This window comes from Acidovorax sp. GW821-FHT11A03 (assembly GCF_058809075.1).
Genome location: NZ_JBXASG010000006.1, coordinates 198005 through 221153 on the forward strand (window position 1 = coordinate 198005; position 23149 = coordinate 221153).

The following is a 23149-nucleotide window of genomic DNA, read 5'->3' on the forward strand; positions in this document are numbered from 1 at the left end:
TTCGTTTGATACCTATTTAAGTCGCTGCCCCCAACAGCGCCGGCGCGGGGACGGCGTGGCACCGACCGGCTACTCCCACAGCCGCCGCCGAACCCCCAGCCCCCCGACCAGCGCCGCCAGCAACACCAGCCCCCATTCCGACAGCGTGGGGATGGCCGCCACGCCAGACGGGTCCGGCGGCAGGGCGGCCACCACCCCCACCTGTCCGGGGTCCACGATACGGCCGTTGGACTGACCGTCGTCGTCGCCCTGGCCACCATCCGCCAGCACCAGCGTGGCCGTGGTGGAGCCCACTGCCGCCGTGGCACCGCCATAGGGCGCCCAGGCGCCGCCCGAGAGCTTCCAGTACTGCGCGCCTTGCGGCAACGGGCCGGGGTAGGTGATGGTGACGGCCACGTTCGACTGGTTGCAGCCCGCGAGCACGAAGTCCAGCAACCCGTACGGAAACTGCACGTTGGCGGGCGGCGCGGTGCTGGCGCTGCTGGCCTGCAGCACCTGCACGCGCTCGAAGGCGCAGGTGGCGCCGCCGCCCGATACCGCTACGCCCACCGTGCCGCTGCCCGTGAGCGACGGCGCGGAGAACGCCTTGCTGTCCGCCAGCGGCGTGACCGGCGGCGCAACCGCCGGGGCGCCGGCCCCCGCGCCGTTCTCGGCACTCACGCTGAAGGTGTAGGTCGCCCCGTTGGTCAGGCCCGGCACGGTGCAGCTGGTGGCGGGCCACGCGGCCGTGCAACCCGCGGTGCCCGGGGCCGTCACGCTGTGCTGCGTGATGCCTCCGCCCGTGGCGGCGGGGGCCGTCCAGTCCACCACAGCCTGGCCGTTGCCCGGCGTGGCCGTGGCGGATGCCGGGGCGCCGGGAACCGTGGCGGCGATCTGCACGCCCTGCGTACCCTGGGGCGCCGCGCCCCAGTTCGCATCGCCCGCCTGGTTGGCGGCCAGGGTGCACATGCCCGCGCCCACCATCGTCACCGAGCTGCCCACCACCGAGCACACGCCCGGCGCCAGGCTGGTGTAGACCACCGCCGCGCTGGAACGGCCGGTGGCCGCCGGGCTGATGGCGAAGCTGCCGCCCGGGACAAAAACCTGATTCGCCTGTGCGGGGAAGACGATGGCATTCGCGCCTGGGCCGATGGCGACGTTTTGCGTGGCCAGCGGCGCGGCGGTCCAGGCTGAATTGCCAGCCTGATTGGCCATGATCGTGCAAGTGCCTGCGCCAACCATGGTGACGACAGTGCCCGACACCGTGCACACGCTTGGAGTTTGGCTCCCAACATAAACCACGGCCAGACCCGACGTGGCGTTGGCCAGCGGGTTGATGGCGAAGTTGCCGCCCGGCACGTAGGTCTGGCCTGCCTGTGCGGGGAAGTTGATGGCCTGCGTGCCCTGCAGCCACACGGCGGTGCTGGCAACCGACGCCGCACCCGGCCCCACGCCGTTGATGGCATGAACGGTAAAGCTGTACTGCGTGGCATTAGCCAGACCCGACAAAGTGCAAGGTATGGCCGTGCCGCACGATGTCTGCACAGGGCCTCCGTTGATGGTGGCGACATACTCGGTGATGGCACTGCCGTTGGGAGCGGACAGCAGCCAGTTCAGCGTGACTTGGCCGCTGCCAGGCGCGCCGGGGGTCGCTGTAACCCCTGCGGGGGCTGCGGGCACGCCCACAGGCGTCACAGGCGCAGAAGCGACCGATGCGCTGCCCGTGCCCATGGCATTGGTCGCCGTTACCGTGAAGGTATAGGCTGTGCCATTGGTCAAGCCGGTGACGGTGCAACTCGTGTCCGTGGCAGGGCTGGGTGTGCATTGCCTGCTGTTGTCTTGCACCGCCGTGACGGTGTAGCCGGTGATGGCACTGCCGTTGTCCGCAGGGGCCGCCCAGGTGACGGTGGCCTGGCTATCGCCATGTGTGGCAACCGGCCCCGCAGGAGCATCGGGTTCCGTTGCACTTCGAAAGACTCCGCCACTCGTTCCAACATAGATCGTTGTACGCTGGGGTGTGCTGGCCAGCACCATGGCGTTGATCGAACGCTCGTTGGAATTATTCAAGCCACCGTTGAAGGTCACCCAGTTGGCCCCTCCATCCACGCTCTTATTGAAGCCTTGATAAGCCGTTCCGGCAAAAAGCGTTGCAGGCTCAAGAGGGCTCACAAGAGTTTCTAGCACATGGGTAGAGCTGATTCCAGTGTTCATCGCAACCCAAGTTGCCCCTCCATTCACGCTTTTGAATACGCCGCCGGTCTGCGTACCAGCGTAAATTGTGGCAGGACTATTTGGGTCGATGGTCAAGCTGTACACGTACAGCGAAGCGCTGCCCATGCCGCTACCGATGGCTGTCCAGCTCGCGCCGCTATTGGTGCTTTTGAAAAGGCCCCCTTCATACGCCGCGGCATAAACCGTCGCCGGAGTCACAGGGTCCACAACAACGGTCCACGCATTGCTGACGCCATAGACGCTCCACCATGCTGCCCCACCATCAACGCTTTTGAATATCCCCAAATCCGTACCCATGTAGAGGGCGTTGGGAGTGACAGGGTCCATCGCGATAGAGAGCACACGGGTGCCTGGGTACCCATTGTTGATCTGAGTCCAACTCGCTCCGCTATTCGTACTTTTGTAAGCGCCCGTGCTGTTTGCGCTGGCAGTACCGGCATAGACAATGGCCGCGTTGAAGGGATCCACGGCCAGGGCCGCGACGTTGTTCACCCAGCTCCCTACAGGAAGGCCTACGCTAGCGGATGTCCAATTCGCTCCGCCATCAACGGTTTTAAAAATCCCGTCTCCCGTTCCCGCATAGATCTTCGTTGGCGTCGCCGGATCGACCGCCAACGCAATGATGGCCTGGTTCGTGATTCCGGTACTGGCTGGCACCCACCCCATCGCCGCCCCCGCAGGCCACGCCATTAGCGCCAGCAGGCTGGATAACAGTGGCATCCGTATCCAGCGCGCCAGCCTCGAGACTTCTGGAGATTTAATACGTGTTTGGTGCCCCGCGCTCACAGAAAAATCAATAGAAGCTCTCATTTTGATATTAATTTACAAAAAAATGAAGAATGTAAAAAACACTCCCCAGGGACCGGGAACCATCACCTGCCAAGGATTGAACGTGGGGCCAGTGCAGCACAATGGCTTGAAATATCCACTGGCCGCCTTGAGCAGGCCATCGAAAATCCCGCACGCCTTTCGCTGTCTTCCACCAACTTCCGCTCGCCCGTTACCCTGTAAATGCAGGAAAGGAGCTGAGCGTGCACGTCGTGGTAGCACACCTGTGGCGCGAACGAGCCGCCCGGGTGGGCTGCCAGTTTCCTCCGGGAGTAGTGGGTTGCGAAGAAACGCTCACAAATCGCAAACAATCGCTGCAAACCCCGAACCTCGCGAATATGGGATGCCCGCCCCTGACCATGCCAGCAGAGGCCATGGAACTCGGCACAACCTCAGCGCTCCAGACATTCGACACTGTCTGTTCCCGTTTCGCGGTAGGTTCCGCCGTTGCCAAAACCGATGGATCCTTTGCACGAAAAATATCTGTAACGGCCTTGGATATGGATTTTCCCCTCCGCACCTGCGGCGATATTCTGGGAATGGGTGTAGTAACCGCCATTGGATCCATCGCCGCATCTCTTTTTGGCGTATTTCAAGTCACCGCAATAAATCACAAACACCTTTTCGCCGCAGTTGTTCACGAAGATCACCTCCCCATTACCTGATTTCGCTTCAATGCAGTGCATCGCGCTTTCTCCTGGGTTCTTGGCATGTGCACTTATGCCGACGAACAGTAAAACAACTGCAATGATTGTTTTCATGGTGAATACCTCTTTTTGGCTTAAATCGTCTACGGCGCCCTATTCGCTTGCCCATGGAAGGCAAAGGGCGTGATCGCTGCACCTGGTGCGGCGATCTCGAACTCGCCCGCGGCCAGCAGTGACAGGTCGGGATTGGGCGCAATGACCTCCACGCGATAGCGGCCAGGCGGCCAGTCCACCGAGGAGTGCATCCACACGGGCACGGCCTCGTTCGCGCCGGAGGGAAGGGCCTGGGTCGATAGGTCGATCACTTCATTGTTGCTGGCATTGCGCCAGCGCAGGATCACAGAGTCGCCGCCCAGAAGGTTCGGCGGCACGGCGGCTTCGACGTAGCGCTCGTGGTGCGACAGCACGGGCACCTCGCCCGCAGGCAATGTGGATGTGCCGCCTTGCGGGCCGAAAGCGACGGGCGTGGCGGCACCCGCCCATAAGGTCGCCCGGCCGTCCAGCAGGCCGTGCAGACGCTGCAGCGCCGCGCTGCCGCGCGTGAAGCCGTGGGATTCCAGCCAGTGAGCTTGCAGACGGGAGTGGTCCAGCAACTCATCCAGCAAGTGCGATCCCCCTGCCGCGCGATTGCCGATGGCCGCGCTACGCACAAAGGTACCCTGCTCAGGGGCGGAGACCGCTACGAGTGGCACCAATGAAGTTGGAGGCCACTCAGCCTTCGCCGCCTGTTGCCGGGCAGAGCCACCCAGGGCTTCAACTCCAGGGTCAGTCCCCAAAGCAAGGTAAGCTGCCACGGGGATAGCCAGTGTGAGCGCCAACGCAACGGCGGGCAGCCGTTGCAGACTTCGCGACAAGGACGGCATGCTGCTCAGCGCGCGTTAAGCCACTTGTCGCGGGCCGTGATGCAAGCGCTAGCGCTGCTGAATTGGCTCATGTACGTATAGGAAGCGTACTCGCCCGAGCCGCATCCACCTGCGTCCTTGTAAACCGGCCCAAAGCAACTGCCGTATTTCATACTGGAAGTGGTTTTGGCGCAGAAGTTGTAGTACGTCTGCGTGGAGGGGTTGGGCAGAGTGGGGCCGTTGTCACCGCCGCAGTTCAGTGCCTTGGCATTGTCGCGCGCAAATTGCACGAGCTTGGCGTATGGCCCCGCATAGTCCGCATCCGCCGCCGCTTTCTGGCCCAATTGGCAAGCTTGGATGATTTGCTGCAGGCGGGCGTCTGCCGCACCGTAGGCGCCTGACACCTGGATGCCACAGGCGTTGGACTGCTGGCGCTCGGCCGCAGTGATTTTGTCCGGATAGTTGCAGCCGCCATTCGCCCCCCCTCCGCTACCTGTGCTGCTGCCGCCACCAGATCCAACGCTGCTGGAACTATCGCCCCCGCCGCAGGCGGCCAGCGAGGCCATCAGGCCAACCATCACGGCCAACCGGCATACGCGGCTGGTCTCTGACATAAGAAGAAAGCGTGGGGTATTGGGTACAAGCATACAGCGCTCCATGATTTACGTAGATAACGTTGCTGTTTGTATCCATACGTACATTTCCCGACATCCCCCAGATGGATGAACCGGCACACTTGGCGAAAAACACACCACAAAACAGCGCATGCTCACCACCTATAGCTGCGACGACATCGGCATGCCAGGGCTGATCCGCTGTGTCTATGACGCTGCGCTTGATGCCAGCCGTTGGCAGGAGTTTCTGATTCGGTTCGCGGCAGAGTTCTCTTCGCAGGCAACGATGATCTTTGGGCAGGATTTCTCCGATCGATCGGTGGAAGTAACGGGCGCATCTGCGTCGCTGGCGGCCCACCATGGGATCGGGGAAGACTTCATGCAGAGCTTTTCTACCCACTACTGCCGTACCAACGTCTGGACGGAAGACGAGCGCTTGCACCATGAGGGGCAGTTGGTCAACGGCTCCAAGTTCTATCCTGACGCACGTCTGCCACGCACCGAATGGCATACCGACTGGCTGCGGCCACAGGACCTGTTCTATACGCTGGCAGCAGTGGTAGAAAAACGTGCGCAACGCTCTTTCAACGTGACGGCGGTGCGTAGCAAGCGTTGCGGCCCCTATACCGAGGCTGAGGAAACCCGCCTGCGCATGCTGGTACCCCATCTGCAGACAGCATTCGCCCTGCATCGGCGCTTGCATCGTGCCGAGGCGCTGGCTCACGCATCGGTAGCGGTGCTAGAGAATCTGCCAATGGGCGCGGTATTGATTGACGGGCAGGCCCGTGTGCTGCATGCCAACAGCCAGGCGCATGCCCTGGCACGTGCCACGGGCCTACTACGGTTCGATGCCCAAGGCACGTTAAGCGCAAGCGCCGCCAGCGACGACGCGCTGCTGCAGCGCGCCCTGCGCCTGGCAGTTGCAACAGGACGCGGCACGGCGCTAGATGCCGGTCGTGCGTTGCGACTGCGGGGCAACCTTGGTGCGCAATTGCAGGTGATGGTGGCACCGCTACCGCGCTGGTCGTCGCCGTTTGGCGAGCAGGCAGCCGGCGCAGCATTTATCAGTGATCCTGCTAGTCCGGCAAAGGCGCCAGTGGATGTACTACGCACCTTCTATAGTCTCAGCGCAGCCGAGGCGCAGCTTGCACAAGCTCTGACCAATGGCCTATCGCTAAAGGAGTATGCAGACCTACGTGGCATCTCCATCCACACCGCCCGCAGCCAGTTCAAGACTGCCGCCACCAAAGTAGGTACGGGACGTCAGGCGGACTTCGTGCGCACAATCCTCACAGGCCCTGCCATGCTGCGCTGGGACGCGGGCCAGGGCGATCTGATTTGACGAAAACGAGTTCCCTCGGCAGCGCGGTGGGTCTCACCGACGCGCTGCGGCTGCGCAGCGACGGCATCAGCGCGAGCGGCTGACCCGCAACACCCGCATCACGGTTCGAGGCGGGGCGCGCGGAAGCGCCCGTTCTGGTGCAGCACCACGGCACGCACCTCGCCGCTGGAATAACGCTCGAACTCCAGTTCCGCCCGCACCGCGTCGTACGCAAACCGGTCCTGCTGGCCGGGAAGCGGGTACACCGTGTAGCGCGGTTGGGAGCCCAGGCGCACCTGCAGGCGGCCACCCGTGGCCTGCACATCCAGCACATTGCCGCCGCGCAGGCGGTAGCGACCCAGGTACGGGGCCAGCACCTCGTCCGACTGTGGCGGCGCAAGGCCAACCAGCGGTTCCTCCGCGCGCAGGGCCGTCAAGCGCGCGCCAAAACGCGTGTAGCGCAGCACCGCGGGCCGCCCTTCCTTGTCGCGCTCGAAGCGCAGCTGCCGGCCCGATGCGGGCTGCGTGAAGGCGTCGGGCCCCAGCACCTGCAGCGGCTCGAACACACCGCCAGTGGGCCGCAGCTGCAGCTGGCCATCCACCAGGGCCAGGCTCAGGGCCACCGCAGGCGACGCGCGGTAGACCCCTTCGTACGGCGCCAACGCGACCGCGTCGGTGGCGGGCTGGCCGGGCGGCACGGGGTAGCGCAGCGCCAGCAGCGGCGTCATCACATCCTGCTGCGCGGCCCGTGCGTTGGCCACCAGGGCGATCACCGCCTCGCCCCGGTCGGGTGCCAGCAGCCATACGCTGCGAAAGCCCCCCGTGCCGCCGCCATGCAGCCAGGTGCGCAGCCCGTCGCGCTCGCGCAGCATGATGGCGTAGCCGATCTGGCCGCCGTCGTGGTCCGCCAGCGGCGTGAACAGGCGCTCGGCCGCCGGGCCCAGGGGCCCCCGCGCGCCGGCCAGCAGCGCGCGGCTGAACACCAGCATGTCGGCCGCCGTGGAGCGCAGGGCCCCCGCACCGGCAAAGGCATCGAACTCCCACACCGACACCGGCGTCTCGCCTTCATGTGGCGCAGCCAGGCGCGGCGCCTTGCCGCCCAGCGACTGCACCGTGTCCTGCATGCCCAGCGGGCCGGTGATGCGCTCGTGCACGAGCGTGGCCCAGGGCTGGCCATAGCGCTGCGCCAGCACCTCGCCCAGCACCGCAAAGCCAAGGTTGCTGTACACGCCCGCGCACGGCGGCGACTGCGCCAGGCGTGCATCGGCCAAGGTCTGCCACAGGCGGGGGCGGTCGTAGCGCAGATAGGGGTTGGCGGCGTCCGAATCGCGGCGGAAGTCCGCCGGCAGGCGTGGCAGGCAGGAGGTGTGCGTGACCAGCTGGCGCAGGGTGATGGCGGCCACCGGGACGGGCAAGGCCGGCGCCAGTGCGGGCGTGCCATTGAGCAGCCCGCCCAGCGTGTCGTCCAGCGCCATGTCGCCGCGCTCCACGGCCTGCGCCAGCAGCAGGCCGGTGAACACCTTGCTGATCGAGCCCACCTCGAACAGCGCCTGGGCAGGTGCCTCTGCCACACGGTTGCGGGCCGTGCCGAAACGGGCCTGGCCACCGTGCCACACCCCCACTTCGGCGGCGCCGCGCAACGGGCCCAGCGCGGCAGCGGCCATGGTGTCCGCGGGTCCCGACCAGTCGAAGCCTGGCGGCGGGGCGGCATGTCCCGCCAGCGCCATCCACAACACTCCCGAGGCGAGGATGTGCCGCGCCAGGCGGGGCGCCGGGAGAAGGGTTCCATCACAGCATGCCATTCCATCGCCTCCCTGAACGGCACCACGGGGCGGGTGCCATGGCGGCATGGTCGCATGCGCTGGCTGTGGGCCAGCTTAAGGGCGCGGTGTTCCCGGATCCTTTTCAATGCGTTCGCGCAAGGCCAGGCCGCACAATCCCGCCATGCTCGCACTGCTTCGCACCTTCTCCTGGCAGGATCTGCGCCACCATCCCTGGCGCAGCGCCGCGGCCGTGACCGCGGTGATGCTGGGCGTGGCGCTGGCCTTTGCGGTGCATGTGATCAATGCGTCCGCGCTGGACGAGTTCTCGCAGGCGGTGCGGGCGGTCAACGGCCAGCCCGACCTGGAGCTGCGCGCCATGCAGGGCAGCCTGCCCGAGGCGTTGTACGGACAGCTCGCCACCCATCCTCAGGTGGCGCGGGCCAGTCCGCTGCTGGAGCTGGCGGCGGTGGCACGGGCCGCCGTGCGGCAGGATGCCGAAGCGCCGCCAGCGCCCCCGCCGCCCGGCACGCCGCTGCGGGTGCTGGGCGCCGATGCGCTGCTGGTGCCCACGATGGCGCCCGCGCTGATGCCCCGGCCGTGGCCGGGCGCCGATCGCCTCGCGGTCTTCGCCCCCGCCACGGTGTTCCTCAACGCCGCCGCGCTCCAGGCGCTGGGGCTGCCAGCAATCCCCACCGGCCCTGCGCCGCGGCTGTTGCTGCAGGCCGGCCTGCGGCAGTGGACGGTGCACGTGGCCGGTACGGTGGCGGCCGGCGGCGCCCCCTTGGCGGTGATGGACATCGGCGCCGCGCAGGACCTGTTTGGCCGCACGGGGCAGTTGAGCCGCATCGACATCCAGCTGCAGCCCGGCACGGACCGCAGCGCCTGGGAGCAGGCCGTGCGCGCCCTGCCGGGCTGGCCCGCCGATGTGGTGTTCGCCCAGCCAGGCGACGCGGCCCAGCGCATCGGCAACCTCTCGCGCGCCTACCGGGTGAACCTCACCGTGCTGGCGCTGGTGGCGCTGTTCACGGGGGCGTTCCTGGTGTTCTCGGTGCTGGCGCTCAGCGTGGCGCAGCGCGCGCCGCAGTTCGCGCTGCTGGCCGTGCTGGGCGCAACGCCGCGCCAGCGCCTGTGGCTGGTCCTGGCCGAGTCTGCCACGCTGGGGCTGGTGGGCAGCGCCGCCGGCATCGCACTGGGCTCGGCCCTGGCCGCCGCCGCGCTGCGGCTGCTGGGCGGCGACCTGGGCGGCGGCTACTTCGCGGGCGTGCAGCCCGCGCTGCAATGGAGCGCCTCGGCGGCCCTGGCCTATGGCGCCCTGGGCGTGGTGGCCGCGCTGGTGGGTGGCTGGTGGCCCGCGCGTGCCGCGCAGGCGCTGCCGCCCGCGCAGACGCTCAAGGGCCTGGGCACGGCATCCCGGCAATCCGCCAATGGCGCGATGGGACTCATCTTGACCGCAACGGGTGCGCTGCTGGCTATGGCGCCACCTGTTTTTGGCATACCGCTGGCGGCCTATGCGGCCATCGGCCTGCTGCTCGTCGGCGGCATTGCCCTGCTGCCCTGGGGCATGGCCTGGCTGCTGCGCCGCCTGCAGCCGCTGGCCGCACGCCATGCCCTGCCATTGCTGGCGGTGGAGCGCGCGCGGCGCATGCGCGGCACGGCGGCCATCGCCGTGGGGGGCGTGGTGGCCAGCCTGAGCCTGGCGGTCGCGCTGACGGTGATGGTGTCGAGCTTTCGCGGCTCGGTCACGCAGTGGCTGGACGCGGTGCTGCCCTCGCCCCTGTATGTGCGCCCGGCCATCAACGCCCCGGGCAGCGACGCCGCGCTGCTGCCCGCCGGCTTTGCGGAGGCGGTCGCCCAGCTGCCCGGGCTGGAGCGCGTTCAACCCCTGCGGGCCAGTCCGCTGCAGCTCGATGCCGCCCGTCCCGCGCTCACGGTCATCAGCCGCCCGCTGGGCAATGATCCCGCGCGCCAGCTGCCCCTGGTGGGCGATGCGCTGCCCGTGCCCGCGGGGTACACCGGGGTGTACGTGAGCGAGGCGGTGGTGGACCTGTATGGCATGCGCCCGGGCATGGAATGGCCAGCCCTCTCCAGGGCTTTCAGCCCTCCCGCCCTTGGTGATAAAGCGCAGGAAGCTATCTTTTATATAGCAGGCGTCTGGCGCGACTATGCCCGGCAATCGGGCGCAGTGGTGATGGACCGTGCGGTCTGGCTGCGCCTGACCGGTGATGCCCGCACCAGCGATCTGGCCCTGTGGCCCCGTGAAGGGGCCGATCTGCAGGCCTTGCAGGAATCCATCCAGGCCGTGGCCGCGGCGCATGCCGGCGAACCCCGGAGGGCGGGTGCGGCGGACGCCGCGCCCCTGGCTGACTTGCAGCCGGCGGCGCTGCTGGAGTTCGTCTCCTCCGGCACGATCCGCGCGCGCTCGCTGCGCATCTTCGACCGCAGCTTCGCGGTCACCTACTGGCTGCAGGCGGTGGCGATCGGCATCGGACTCTTTGGCGTGGCCGCCAGCTTCAGTGCCCAGATCCTGGCGCGCCGCAAGGAGTTCGGCCTGCTCGCGCACCTGGGCCTCACGCGCCGCCAGATCCTGGCCGTGGTGGCCGGCGAAGGCGCCGCCTGGACGGGTGTGGGCGCGATGGCGGGCCTGCTGCTGGGCCTGGCCGTGTCGGTGGTCCTGGTGCACGTGGTCAACCCGCAGAGCTTTCACTGGACCATGGACCTGGCGGTTCCGGTGGGACGGCTGGGCGCCCTGTGCATGGCCGTGGCCGCATCCGGCACCCTCACGGCGTGGCTCGCTGGACGCGCCGCGGCGGGAAGGGATGCCGTTCTGGCGGTAAAGGAAGACTGGTAGCCGACTGTTAAATATTGTTTGCAATCATTGCAAATATTGATGATCATCCACCATCAAACAAGCGCCTCGGGATTCGCCAGCCCCGGTCCAGTGCCGGATCGCAGCCAGTCCCGCCAACATCAGATGCGCCGAGCTCTTGGTTCAAGGGTGCAGACGCAGAGGGAGATCCATGAAATCGATAGTCCGCCAACTGGCCGCCATGGCCATGCTTTGCTGTGGCCTGGCCGCACCCGCCTGGGCACAACTCATCATTCCTTCCGGAGGTTCGTTCGACGTGCCGGGTGGCTCCATGGACTTGGGGTGCCTCTCCGTGGAGGTGGAGGGCTCGCTGAACATCATCGCGGGCCAGTTCTCGACCACCAGCAACCTCAATGTGGCAGGCACCGGCACCTTCAACGGAGGCTCCGGCGTGCTCGCGGTGGGCGGTGACCTGAGCAGCACCGGCACCTTCAACGCCGGGAATGGCACGGTGGCCCTCACGGACGGCTGCACCGGCAACACCAGCCAGCTGTCAGGCACCATGGTCTTCCAGAACCTGACCCTGTCCAGCGCCACAGGCCGCACCTTTGTCATCCCCGCAGGCACCAACATCACCGTGCTCGGCACCCTGACGCTGCAGGGCGCCCCGGGGCAGAACATCCAGCTGGTCTCCTCGGGCGGCGGCACGGCAGTCATCAACCTGGCCCCCGGCGCCACGGTGAACCAGAGCTTCGCCTCCGTGGCAGGCAACGTGCAGATCGGTGGCGCAGCGGTTGCCACCAGCATCCCCACGCTGAGCGAGTATGGCCTGATGCTGCTGGCACTGTTGATGGGCATGGCGGCCTTCTGGCAGCACCGCCGCAGCCGCGCAGCGCAGCGCATTTGATTGATTGAGGCCAGGAACACCACACAATGAAATACCGCTTCCACTCCCTGCCTCTGATCGTTGCCCTGGGCGCCGTCTACGCCGCGCACAGCCCCACGGCCCTGGCCGCCGACATCTCCGCCACCGTGCCCAGCGGCGGCGGGTTCGTGATCAAGAACTCCACGGGCACCCAGGAACGCTTCCGCGTGCAGGACAGCGGCGAAGTGCGGGCCCCTGGCCTGCTCGGCGCGACGCCCAACAACAATCTCACCTGCTTTGACGGGCCCACCGGCCGCCTGGGGCCCTGTGCAGGGGGCATCGGTACCGGGGCGACTGGTGCCACCGGGCCCACGGGACCTGCCGGTGCAACCGGCGCCACCGGGGCAGGAGCCACTGGCGCCACGGGCGCAACAGGGCCGACGGGCACCACCGGCCCCACGGGTGCCGCTGGCCCCACCGGAGCCACCGGAGCGGACAGCGCCGTGCCTGGCCCCCAGGGCATCCAGGGGATCCAAGGCCCGGTCGGCCCCACCGGAGCAAACAGCGTGGTGCCCGGGCCACAGGGCATCCAGGGGACTCCAGGGATTCAAGGCGCCACAGGCCCCACGGGTGCGACCGGCGCCACGGGAGCTGCCGGCGCATCGAGCGGTGGCGTAGTGGTTCAAGACAGCAACGGCGCCAACCTTGGCACCGTCATCGACGTGTCGGTGAGCAGCCAGTCCTATGTGGCCTTCCTGACCTCCACAAAACACTACGTCAAGCTGCGCTTCAATGGGACGATTCAGAACGAATCTTCCATCTACTTCACTTCTAGCGACTGCACGGGCACGCCGTATGGTGGCAGTGGGGGCACTTCGGGCAACCAGCGTTTTGCGAAAACCGTGGTCTACCGCACGACAGGGCAGCTCTACACCCTGGCCAACCCTGACGCCAATGGCCTGGCCACTCCCGTTTCGCAGGCCACGCTGGGTATCACCGTGGCCTCCATCGAGGACAACGTGTCGGGGGCTTGCAATTCGTCGGTCTCTACCCAGCACATGTTCCCGCTGACCTTGGTCGCGCCCGCCGCCGTGGGGCTGCCGGCCAGCATAGCAGCACCACTTTCGTTCACGCCCTGAGTGCCACGAGCACGCAGACAAGACAGGCGGTTCATAGAAGCGTTCCATCAGTGAAGTCCCCCAGCACACGGTAGGGTGTCGGCCTCCAAAGGTCCATGGCGCCTCACGAATCTCCACCTCTTACTCCCGCCTGCCATGAAGCTCAGATACCAGCCACTTCTTGTCGCCCTGGGCACAGCCTACGCCCTGCACAGCCCCACGGCCCTGGCCGCCGACATCTCCGCCACCGTGCCCAGCGGCGGCGGGTTCGTGATCAAGAACTCCATCGGCACCCAGGAGCACTTTCGCGTGCAGGACGGCGGCGAAGTGCGGGCCCCTGGCCTGCTCGGCGCGACGCCCAACAACAATCTCACCTGCTTTGACGGGCCCACCGGCCGCCTGGGGCCCTGCGCAGGGGGCATCGGCACCGGGGCGACTGGCGCCACCGGCCCCACGGGCCCCACCGGAGCGATCGGAGTGACAGGGCCCACGGGGGTCACGGGTGCTGCCGGTGCGACCGGTGTGACGGGAGCGGCGGGACCCACGGGCGCCACGGGTGCAACTGGCGCTACCGGGGCAGGAGCTACTGGTGCGACCGGCTCGACAGGACCTGCTGGAGCCACAGGAGCCATGGGAGCCATGGGCCCCATCGGTCCAACAGGGGCCGACAGCGCCGTGCCCGGACCACAAGGCGTCCAGGGGATTCAAGGCCCTGTAGGTCCCACAGGCCCCATTGGGGCCACTGGCGCCACCGGGGCAGGAACAGTGACACTGACCACTGTCTCCAACAGCGACAATTGGTCCTTCGGCGGCGTGGGCGATCCAGCAGGAGGTGACCAAGTCGCGGTGACCGCAACTTGCTCAGCAGGAAAAACAGTGGTTAGCGGGGGCTGCCGCGCTACCGCAGGGGCCAGCGGCAGCTATTTTGGAGGTGGCTACCCCTCTGCGGCCGACAAATGGACGTGTGAATACTCAATTTGGGGTGCACTGTCAGCGCAAGCCTATGCAATCTGCCAGTAGGATGCGCTGGCCTCAGCCACGCTTACGCTGTACAAGAATGGAGCATCCACGGGACTGAGTTCCTCCATGAGCAACACACCGGCGGGCCGCTTGCACCAGTGCAGCTGCGGCCCTCTGCCTACTAACGATCCTGCGTGGCATATGAGCAGGGCCAGCGTTGGCGGATTTACATCCGATAGAAACGCGATTGAAGGAGTCGCAATCGACGCCATGCGCTGCGAGTGATTCAGGAGGTTTGCATCGGCCTGTGCCAAGCCCAAAAAAGATGCCATATCGCACTTCCTGATCATTCGCCTCCAAGTAGGATTGCGACACAGAACCCTGGCGGACGACAGCCTGCGCCTCTCCCGAACTGCGCGCAGGCTGGACACCAGGGGCTGCTCGCAGTACGGGGGATACACACCCAGGTTCCAAAGCCCTCGCTAAAGACATATGCCTCGCGTCGTCCTCAACATGATTGTTAAGAACGAGGCCCCGGTCATCGCCCGGTGCCTCGGCTCGGTCAAGCCCTGGGTGGACCACTGGGTCATTGTGGACACGGGCTCCACCGACGGCACGCAGGACCTCATCCGCGCGTTCATGCAGGACGTGCCTGGCACGCTGCACGAACGGCCCTGGAAGAACTTCGCGCACAACCGCAACGAGGCGCTCGAACTGGCGCGCCCCCATGGGGCCTATCTGCTGTTCATCGATGCCGATGAGCAGCTGCGTGTGCCGCCGCAGTTCACCTGGCCCGAACTCACGGCCGATGGATACACCCTGACCTGCCACATGGACGGCTGGGAATACCAGCGCAACAGCCTGGTGGCCACCCGCATCGGCTGGCGCTGGGAGGGTGTGCTGCACGAGTACCTGACCGCCGCGCAGCACGGCCCCTGGCAGACGCTGCAGGGACCGGTCATCCATGTGTCTCACGATGGCGCCCGCGCGCGCGACCCCGAGACCTATCTGCGTGACATGGCGCTGCTGGAACAGGCCGTGCGGGACGACCCCACGAACACGCGCAATGTGTTCTACCTTGCCCAGAGCTGCCGCGATGCCGGGAAGATCGAGCCCAGCCTGCTGTGGTACCAGCGCCGGGTCGACATGGGGGGATGGGACGAAGAGCGCTGGTATGCCCTGTTCCAGATCGCCGTGCTGCATGAGCGCAACCAGGCCCCACCCGCCACCGTGCGCGATGCTTATCTGGCTGCCTACGCGGCCCGCCCGCAGAGGGCTGAGCCCCTTTGCGAACTGGCCCGCTATCACCGCGAACGGGCCGAACATGCACTGGCCACCGTGTTTGCCCTGCAGGCATCACAGATTCCGCAACCTGCGGACATTCTTTTTGTGGATACACAGGTGTACACATGGCGTGCACTGGATGAGCTGGCCGTCAGCGCCTTCTACACCCCCCACCGAGACCTGGGTCGTGCTGCGCTGCAGCGGCTGCTGGCCGAGCGCCGATACCCGGCGGACCAAGCCCAACGCATCGAAGCAAATCAGGTTTTCTACGGTCTGTGACCATCTCTGCGGCCCAGGCTGGAGGCGCTGCGACAATGCTCGCATGCAGACTCTCTCCCCTCCTTCCCGCTGGCTCCACGAAGCCATCGCCCGCATCGAAGCCGACTACCAGCGCAGCGCCGACACGCACCTGATCCCGCTGCGGCTGCCCGCGTTTGCCGCGCATGGCATTGACCTGTACCTCAAGGACGAATCCACCCACCCCACGGGCAGCCTGAAGCACCGGCTGGCGCGGTCGCTTTTCTTGTATGCACTGTGCAACGGCTGGGTGCGTGAAGGCTCGACCATCGTCGAGTCGTCCAGCGGCTCCACTGCGGTGAGCGAAGCCTACTTTGCGCGGCTGCTGGGGCTGCCGTTTGTGGCGGTGATGCCGCGCAGCACCTCGCCCGAGAAGGTCGCGCAGATCGAGTTCCATGGCGGGCGTTGCCATTTTGTGGACAGCGCGGGAGCGGTGTATGAGGCGGCCCATGCGATTGCCGAGGAGACGGGCGGCCACTACATGGACCAGTTCACCTATGCCGAGCGCGCGACAGACTGGCGCGGCAACAACAACATTGCCGAGAGCATGTTCACGCAGATGGCGCGCGAGCCGCACTCGGTACCGCGCTGGATTGTGGTGGGCGCGGGCACGGGCGGCACCAGCGCCACCATTGGCCGCTATGTACGCTACCAGCGCCATGCCACGCAGGTGTGCGTGGCCGACCCGGCGGGTTCGGTGTTCAGTGCCTACCACCGCACGGGCGATGCGCAGCTGACGGCGCCAGGATCCCGCATTGAAGGCATTGGGCGCCCACGGGTGGAGCCGAGCTTCATCCGCACGCTGGTGGACCGCATGGTCGATGTGACGGACTGCGAATCCATTGCCGCCATGCGCGCACTGTCGCAGCTACTGGGGCGGCGCGTGGGGCCGTCCACCGGCACCAACTTTGTGGCCATGCTCACGCTGGCCAGCGAGATGCGCGAGCGGGGCGAGCGCGGCTCCATCCTGTCGCTGCTGTGTGATGCGGGCGAGCGGTATTTACCCACTTATTTCGACACCGAATGGGTGGACCGCACGTTCGGCGATTGCTCGGCAGCGCAGCAGAAGGTAGATGGCCTGATCGGCTGATGCCAGCCACGCACTGCACCATGCCCTCCACCGCCCTGTCCCCGGGCCCTGCCGGGCCATTCACCGGCCCCGCTGCCACGCGCCGCCAGTGGCTGGCCAGGCAGCTGCCGCTGGGCATGGCGCTGGCGGGAGGGGCGGCGGGCTGGCTGCCCGGTCCGGCATCCGCCCTGCCGGCACGCACGCTGGCCTTTCCGCGTGACCATGGCAGCCACCCGGAGCTGCGCACCGAGTGGTGGTACATCACGGGGCATGTGCAGGCGCGGGGCCAGCCCTGGGGATTTCAGCTCACGTTCTTTCGGTCACGGGTGGACGCCACGCAGCCACTGCAGTCCGCGTTTGCCGCCAAGCAGCTGCTGTTCGCGCATGCCGCCGTCACGGACGTGCAGGGCCAGCGTCTGGTGCACGACCAGCGCATCGCACGCACGGGTTTTGGCGTGGCGCAGGCCAGCGAGGCCAATACCCGCATCCGGCTGCAGGACTGGACGCTGGAGCGCAGCGACATGGCGCACGGCAAGCCCCACCTGGCGCTCAGCCGCTACACGGCGCGGATCGCAGGCAGTGAATTCGGCCTGGAGCTGCAGTTCGACAGCACCCAGCCCGTGCTGCTGCAGGGCCAGCAAGGCCTGTCGCGCAAGGGGCCTGGCGCGGCGCAGGCCAGCTACTACTACAGCCAGCCGCAGCTGGCGGTCAGCGGCCACCTGACGGTGGGGGGCCGCCGCCTGGATGTCACACCCGGCACCGGCCGCGCCTGGATGGACCACGAATGGAGCGAGGCCCTGCTGCACCCCGAAGCCCAGGGCTGGGACTGGATCGGGATGAACCTGCACGATGGCAGCGCGCTCACCGCGTTCCGCCTGCGGCGTGCCGATGGCTCGGCGCTGTGGGCGGGGGGATCGCTGCGCGCGCCAGGGCAGCCCGTGCAGGCATTCGACGCGCGGTCCGTGGTGTTCACGCCGCAGCGGTGGTGGAGCAGCCCGCGCAGCGGCGCGCGCTATCCGGTGCAATGGCGGGTGCAAACACCCGCTGGCGTATTTGAAGTGCGCACCGTGCTGGACAACCAGGAGCTGGACAGCAGCGGATCGACGGGCGCGATCTACTGGGAAGGCTTGTCCGAGCTGGTGGACCACGCAGGCCTGCCCGTGGGCCGGGGCTACCTGGAGATGACCGGATATGCAAAACCGCTGCGCCTGTGACGGCGGCAGCGGCTGGGGATGGGAGGGCCGCCAGAGGCGGCCGTATCGCCTCAGTGCTTGGCGGAGTTGCCCGCGCGGCGCTGCGCCAGCCACGCGATGATCTCGCCCATGATGCCGCGGCGGAAGGCTAGCACGCAGACGACGAAGATCAGCCCTGTGACCATGGTGACGGATTCGCCCAGGGTCTTGAACCACTCCACGCTGGTCAGCGCAGCGAGCAGGTTGCCGAATTCGCCGATCTTGTTCTCCAGCAACACCACCACGGCCGAGCCGATCAGCGGGCCCGACAGGGTGCCCAGCCCCCCCACGAGCGTCATCAGGATGACCTGGCCCGAAGCCGTCCAGTGCACGTCGGACAGCGTGGCGAAACCCAGCACCAGCGTCTTGAGCGAACCGGCAAGGCCTGCCAGCGCCGCCGACAGCACGAAGGCCAGCAGCTTGAAGCGGTGCGTGTCGTAGCCCAGCGAGATGGCGCGAGGCTCGTTCTCCTTGATGCCCTTGAGCACCTGGCCGAACGGCGAATGGATGGTGCGCACGATGACGAGGAACGCCAGCACCACGATCACCAACGCCACGTAGTACATGACCAGGTCGCTCTGCAGGCTGATGATGCCAAACAGCTTGCCGCGCGGCACGCCCTGCAGCCCGTCCTCGCCCCCGGTGAACGGCGCCTGCAGGCAGGCGAAGAACAACATCTGCGCCAGTGCCAGCGTGATCATCGAGAAGTAGATGCCCTGGCGGCGGATGGCCAGCCAGCCGAACAGCAGGCCCAGCAGCGCACCACCGGCCGTGCCCAGCAGCAGACCGATCTCGGGCGTGAGGCCCCAGACCTTGATGGCGTGGCCGGCCACGTAGGCGGCGCCCCCGAGGAAGGCGGCATGGCCGAATGACAGCAGGCCGGTGTAGCCCAGCAGCAGGTTGAACGCGGAAGCGAACAGCGCGAAGCACATCAGCTTCATCACGAAGACGGGATAGGCGCCAAGGAAGGGCGCGGCGATCAGGGCCAGCAGCAGCAGGCCGTAGCCGATGGAGGCAAGGTTCTTGGTATTCATGCGGACGGCCCCTTATTTTTCTTTGCCGAACAGGCCGGCGGGGCGGATGAGGAGAACGATGACCATGATGACGAACACCACGGTGGAAGACGCTTCGGGGTAGAACACCTTGGTGAAGCCCTCGATGACACCCAGGCCCAGCCCGGTGAGGATGGAGCCCATGATGGAGCCCATGCCGCCAATCACCACCACGGCGAAGACCACGATGATGAGGTTCTGCCCCATGAGCGGCGTGACCTGGTAGACCGGCGCCGCCAGCACGCCGGCAAACGCGGCCAGCGCGGCACCGAAGGCATAGGTCAGCGTCACCATCACCGGCACGTTGATGCCGAAGGCCTCCACCAGGCGCGGGTTCTCGGTGCCGGCGCGCAGGTACGCGCCGAGCTTGGTCTTCTCGATCACGTACCAGGTGGCCAGGCACACGACCACCGAGGCCACCACCACCCAGGCGCGGTAGTTGGGCATGATCATGAAACCCAGGTTGGTCGCGCCCTCCAGCAGCTCGGGCGTGTCATACCCCAGTCCGGAGACGCCATAGATCGAGCGGAACACCCCCTCGATCAGCAGCGTGAGGCCCAGCGTGAGCAGCAGGCCGTACAGGTGATCGAGCTTGTAGATCCAGCGCAGCAGCAGGCGCTCGATCAGCACCCCGAACAACCCCACCGCCAGCGGTGCCAGCACCAGCATCCACCAGTAGTTGATGCCGAAGTAATTCATCGCCATCCAGGTCATCAGGGCTCCCGTCATGAACAGCGCCCCGTGGGCGAAGTTGATGACGTTGAGCAGGCCGAAGATCACGGCCAGCCCCAGGCTGAGAATGGCATAGAACGAGCCGTTGACCAGCCCCAGGAGGAGCTGGCTCAACAGGCCCGGCAATGAGACACCAAAGATTTCCATGGGAGGCAGCTGCAGGTGGGGGTGAACGGTTCAGGTCGGGAGGAAAGAGGGTGTCGGGCAGGCCCCTGAGGGCCACCGGACCGGCCCTGGGCGCGCGCACGCGCACCCGGGGCCTTCTTTCTTTCTCAGCGGTTTACTTCCAGAGCGCGCACTTGCTCTCTGCCTTGGTGGTGAACACCGTGTCGCCCGGCAGCTTCTTGATGAGCTTGTAGTAGTCCCATGGCTTGGTGGATTCGGCGGGTTTCTTCACTTCCATGAGGTACATGTCATGCACGTAGCGGCCATCGGGACGCAGCTGGCCAGACGCGAAGAAGTCGTTCATCTTCATGCCGCGCCAGGTCGTCATGACCTTGTCGGCATCGATGCTCTTGGCTGCTTCCACGGCCTTGAGGTAGTTCATGGTGGCGGAGTAGTCGGCGGCCTGGATCTCGCCGGGCATGCGCTTGGTCTTTTCAAAGAAGCGTGCGGCGAACTTGCGCGTGTCGTCGTTCAGGTCCCAGTACCAGCTGGTGGTGAACTGCAGGCCTTCGGTGTTGCGCAGCCCCAGGCTGTGCACGTCGCTGATGAAGATCAGCAGGCCCGCGAGCTTCATGCTCTTGCCGATGCCGAATTCCTTGGCGGCCTTGATGGCGTTGATGGTGTCGCCACCGGCATTGGCCAAGCCCAGGATCTGCGCCTTGGAGTTCTGCGCCTGCAGCAGGAACGACGAGAAGTCCGACGCGTTGAGCGGATGGCGCACGGTGCCCACCACGGTGCCGCCCTTGGCCTTGACCACCGTGCTGGTGTCGGCCTCCAGCGCATGGCCGAATGCATAGTCGGCGGTGAGGAAGTACCACGACTTGCCCCCGGTGTCCACGATGGCCGAACCCGTGCCCTTGGCCAGCGCCACGGTGTCGTAGGCGTAGTGCACCGTGTAGGGGCTGCATTGCTCGTTGGTCAGTGCGGAGGATGCGGCGCCGTTGTTGATGTACACGCGCTTCTTCTCGGCGGCCACCTTGGCGGACGCGAGGGCCGTGCCGGAATTGGTGCCGCCAAACAGCATGGTCAGGCCCTGGGTGTCGATCCACTCGCGCGCCTTGGACGCCGCGATGTCGGCCTTGTTCTGGTGGTCCGCGGTGAGCAGCTCGATGGGCATGCCCAGCACCTTGCCGCCGAAGTCGTCGATGGCCATCTGGATGGCCACGGCCCCGTTCTTGCCCTCCACGTCGGCGTACAGGCTGGACATGTCGGTGATGAAGCCGATCTTGACCTTGTCCTGCGCGTGCGCGGCCGAGGTGGCCAGGCCCGCTGCGCCCAGCATCAATGCCAGCACTTTGAGTTTGTTCTTCATGGATTGTCTCCTGTGGGTGTGGTGGAAGAAAACGGGAAAGAGGTCACCTGGACAGCTCAGACGCCCAGCAGTTCGGTGAGCACGGGCATCTTTGCCTCAAGCTCGGACGCACCGAACTTCTCGACGATGCGGCCGTGCTCCATGACGTAGAAGCGGTCGGCCAGCGGCGCGGCGAAGCGGAAGTTCTGCTCCACCATGACCACCGTGTAGCCCTTTTCGCGCAGCATGGTGATCATGCGGGCCAGCGCCTGCACGATGACAGGCGCCAGGCCTTCGGAAATCTCGTCCAGCAGCAGCAGGTTGGCCCCCGTGCGCAGGATGCGGGCCACGGCCAGCATCTGCTGCTCGCCGCCCGACAGGCGCGTGCCCTGGCTGTTCCTGCGTTCGGCCAGGTTGGGAAACATGGCGTAGATCTCCTGCACCGACATGCCGGGCGTGCCGGTCTTCAGCGCCGGCGGCAGCAGCAGGTTTTCCTCGCACGACAGGCTGGAGAAGATGCCGCGCTCTTCCGGGCAGTAGCCCACGCCCAGGTGGGCGATGCGGTGCGTGGGCATGTGGATCGTCTCGACGCCGTTGATCTTGACCGAGCCCTTGCGCGCGCCGGTCAGCCCCATGATCGCGCGCATGGTGGTGGTGCGGCCCGCGCCGTTGCGCCCCAGCAGCGTGACCACCTCGCCGGGTTGCACGACGATGTCCACGCCATGCAGCACGTGCGACTCGCCGTACCAGGCCTCGAGGTTGCTGATTTCAAGGGCAGGGGTCTTGGATGCGGTGGTCGCCATCTCAATGTGCTCCCTGCAGTTGGCCATCGGTGGTGCCCATGTAGGCTTCCATCACTTGCGGGTTGTTGGACACCTCGGCGTACGGGCCTTCGGCCAGCACGGCGCCGCGCTGCAGCACCGTGATGCGGTCGGCGATGGTGGAGACCACCTTCATGTTGTGTTCCACCATCAGGATGGTGCGGCCGGCCGAGACTTTCTTGATGAGCTGGGTGACGCGGTCCACGTCCTCGTGGCCCATGCCCTGCGTGGGTTCGTCCAGCAGCATGAGTTCGGGCTCCATGGCCAGCGTGGTGGCGATCTCCAGCGCGCGCTTGCGGCCGTACGGCAGGTTCACTGTGACCTCGTCGGCAAGATCCTCCAGGCCCACCTCGGTCAGCAGCTGCATGGCCCGGTCGTCCAGCTGGTGCAGGGTGCGCTCGCTGCGCCAGAAGTGAAATGAGGTACCCAGCTTGCGCTGCAGGCCCAGGCGCACGTTCTCCATCAGCGTGAGGTGCGGGAACACGGCCGAGATCTGGAACGAGCGGATGACGCCGCGCCGGGCGATCTGCGCGGGTTGCTCACGGGTGATGTCGTGCCCGTTGAAACGGATGGTGCCCGACGTGGGCGTGAGGAATTTTGTCAGCAGGTTGAAGCATGTGGTCTTGCCTGCGCCATTGGGACCGATCAGCGCATGGATGGAACCCCGGCGCACGGCCAGGTTCACATCGCTGACGGCGGTGAAGCCCTTGAACTCTTTGGTCAGGCTGTGGGTTTCAAGAATGACGTCGCTCATTGCGCCTGGGTCGCTCCGTTGGGTGCTGGGGGAAGAAGCCTTGCGGCAAGGACTTCATGCGTGCGTTTTTGTCGCAGTGCATCGTATGCCCCCCTACCCTGCGGTAGATACTGGGACTAATGCCTATGTATAAACGCCTATGCCTTCTGGCGCACCAGGCAAGCGCATGCGCGCCGCCTCCGTCCAGGGCGAGGCACCCGCCCTTCCGCCATCGCGCTTTTTGCCGCCCTGGCCGTCTCGGCAGGCCCCATGGCGAGGGTTCTGTCCGGCAGGCGCGGTCCGGCAAGACACTGACTTTTTACTTACACCTGCAGCGTCGGGGGCCCCGCAGGGCTGCGGATGGGCAGCCCCCCGCCGCCCGGCGCGCTTCTGGCAAACACTCCCGTGGCCTTGGAGATTGCCCCGCCGCGTGCGGGG

The 23149-nt window shown here is 66.4% G+C and carries 17 protein-coding genes; 7 read left to right on the forward strand and 10 right to left on the reverse strand.

Translation table 11 applies throughout. From position 1 onward, the window contains the following. Window positions 1-69: 69 nt before the first annotated feature. The 4 genes from AC1RVY_RS16675 to AC1RVY_RS16690 all read right to left on the reverse strand — a co-directional run bounded on the left by AC1RVY_RS16675 (window position 70) and on the right by AC1RVY_RS16690 (window position 5235). Complete coding sequence (locus AC1RVY_RS16675; protein ID WP_492807266.1) at window positions 70-2046, reverse strand: IPTL-CTERM sorting domain-containing protein; 1977 nt, start codon at window positions 2044-2046, stop codon at window positions 70-72. A 1385-nt stretch (window positions 2047-3431) separates the two neighbouring features. After that, entirely contained in the window at window positions 3432-3800 is a 369-nt protein-coding gene (locus AC1RVY_RS16680) for a hypothetical protein (protein WP_369642944.1), read from the reverse strand. 29 nt (window positions 3801-3829) lie between these two features. Beyond that, window positions 3830-4351 carry a hypothetical protein gene (locus tag AC1RVY_RS16685; protein WP_369642945.1) on the reverse strand — a complete coding sequence of 174 codons (522 nt, stop codon included), beginning with the start codon at window positions 4349-4351 and terminating at the stop codon, window positions 3830-3832. Window positions 4352-4614: 263 nt separating this feature from the next. Next, on the reverse strand, window positions 4615-5235 hold the full coding sequence (locus AC1RVY_RS16690; protein WP_369642946.1) for a hypothetical protein: 621 nt from the start codon (window positions 5233-5235) through the stop codon (window positions 4615-4617). Window positions 5236-5353: 118 nt separating this feature from the next. Here AC1RVY_RS16690 and AC1RVY_RS16695 point away from each other — a divergent pair, with 118 nt between their 5' ends. Next, a complete protein-coding gene (locus AC1RVY_RS16695) occupies window positions 5354-6544 on the forward strand; it encodes a helix-turn-helix transcriptional regulator (protein WP_369642947.1) in 1191 nt (396 codons plus the stop codon). 98 nt (window positions 6545-6642) lie between these two features. Here AC1RVY_RS16695 and AC1RVY_RS16700 read toward each other — a convergent pair whose 3' ends face one another. Next, on the reverse strand, window positions 6643-8325 hold the full coding sequence (locus tag AC1RVY_RS16700) for a serine hydrolase (protein ID WP_492807267.1): 1683 nt from the start codon (window positions 8323-8325) through the stop codon (window positions 6643-6645). A gap of 142 nt (window positions 8326-8467) precedes the next feature. Here AC1RVY_RS16700 and AC1RVY_RS16705 point away from each other — a divergent pair, with 142 nt between their 5' ends. The 6 genes from AC1RVY_RS16705 to AC1RVY_RS16730 all read left to right on the forward strand — a co-directional run bounded on the left by AC1RVY_RS16705 (window position 8468) and on the right by AC1RVY_RS16730 (window position 17899). Then, on the forward strand, window positions 8468-11134 hold the full coding sequence (locus AC1RVY_RS16705; protein WP_492807269.1) for an ABC transporter permease: 2667 nt from the start codon (window positions 8468-8470) through the stop codon (window positions 11132-11134). A 169-nt stretch (window positions 11135-11303) separates the two neighbouring features. Beyond that, a complete protein-coding gene (locus tag AC1RVY_RS16710) occupies window positions 11304-11999 on the forward strand; it encodes an IPTL-CTERM sorting domain-containing protein (protein ID WP_492807270.1) in 696 nt (231 codons plus the stop codon). A gap of 26 nt (window positions 12000-12025) precedes the next feature. Beyond that, the gene (locus AC1RVY_RS16715) at window positions 12026-13096 is read left to right on the forward strand and encodes a hypothetical protein (protein ID WP_492807272.1); all 1071 of its coding nucleotides are present in this window, start codon (window positions 12026-12028) and stop codon (window positions 13094-13096) included. A 1431-nt stretch (window positions 13097-14527) separates the two neighbouring features. Then, entirely contained in the window at window positions 14528-15598 is a 1071-nt protein-coding gene (locus AC1RVY_RS16720) for a tetratricopeptide repeat-containing glycosyltransferase (RefSeq protein ID WP_492807273.1), read from the forward strand. A gap of 43 nt (window positions 15599-15641) precedes the next feature. After that, complete coding sequence (locus AC1RVY_RS16725) at window positions 15642-16706, forward strand: PLP-dependent cysteine synthase family protein (protein WP_369642952.1); 1065 nt, start codon at window positions 15642-15644, stop codon at window positions 16704-16706. A 20-nt stretch (window positions 16707-16726) separates the two neighbouring features. Next, on the forward strand, window positions 16727-17899 hold the full coding sequence (locus AC1RVY_RS16730; RefSeq protein ID WP_492807275.1) for a lipocalin-like domain-containing protein: 1173 nt from the start codon (window positions 16727-16729) through the stop codon (window positions 17897-17899). A gap of 50 nt (window positions 17900-17949) precedes the next feature. On the opposite strand, the gene AC1RVY_RS16735 is transcribed toward AC1RVY_RS16730, so the two are convergent. The 5 genes from AC1RVY_RS16735 to AC1RVY_RS16755 form a co-directional block, all read right to left on the reverse strand. Next, complete coding sequence (locus AC1RVY_RS16735) at window positions 17950-18951, reverse strand: branched-chain amino acid ABC transporter permease (RefSeq protein ID WP_492807276.1); 1002 nt, start codon at window positions 18949-18951, stop codon at window positions 17950-17952. Window positions 18952-18963: 12 nt separating this feature from the next. Next, window positions 18964-19848 carry a branched-chain amino acid ABC transporter permease gene (locus AC1RVY_RS16740; protein WP_218295499.1) on the reverse strand — a complete coding sequence of 295 codons (885 nt, stop codon included), beginning with the start codon at window positions 19846-19848 and terminating at the stop codon, window positions 18964-18966. Window positions 19849-19981: 133 nt separating this feature from the next. Continuing rightward, on the reverse strand, window positions 19982-21178 hold the full coding sequence (locus tag AC1RVY_RS16745; protein WP_218340167.1) for an ABC transporter substrate-binding protein: 1197 nt from the start codon (window positions 21176-21178) through the stop codon (window positions 19982-19984). A gap of 56 nt (window positions 21179-21234) precedes the next feature. After that, a complete protein-coding gene (locus tag AC1RVY_RS16750) occupies window positions 21235-21960 on the reverse strand; it encodes an ABC transporter ATP-binding protein (RefSeq protein WP_218340166.1) in 726 nt (241 codons plus the stop codon). Window position 21961: 1 nt separating this feature from the next. Continuing rightward, entirely contained in the window at window positions 21962-22732 is a 771-nt protein-coding gene (locus AC1RVY_RS16755; protein ID WP_218295502.1) for an ABC transporter ATP-binding protein, read from the reverse strand. Window positions 22733-23149: the final 417 nt, after the last annotated feature.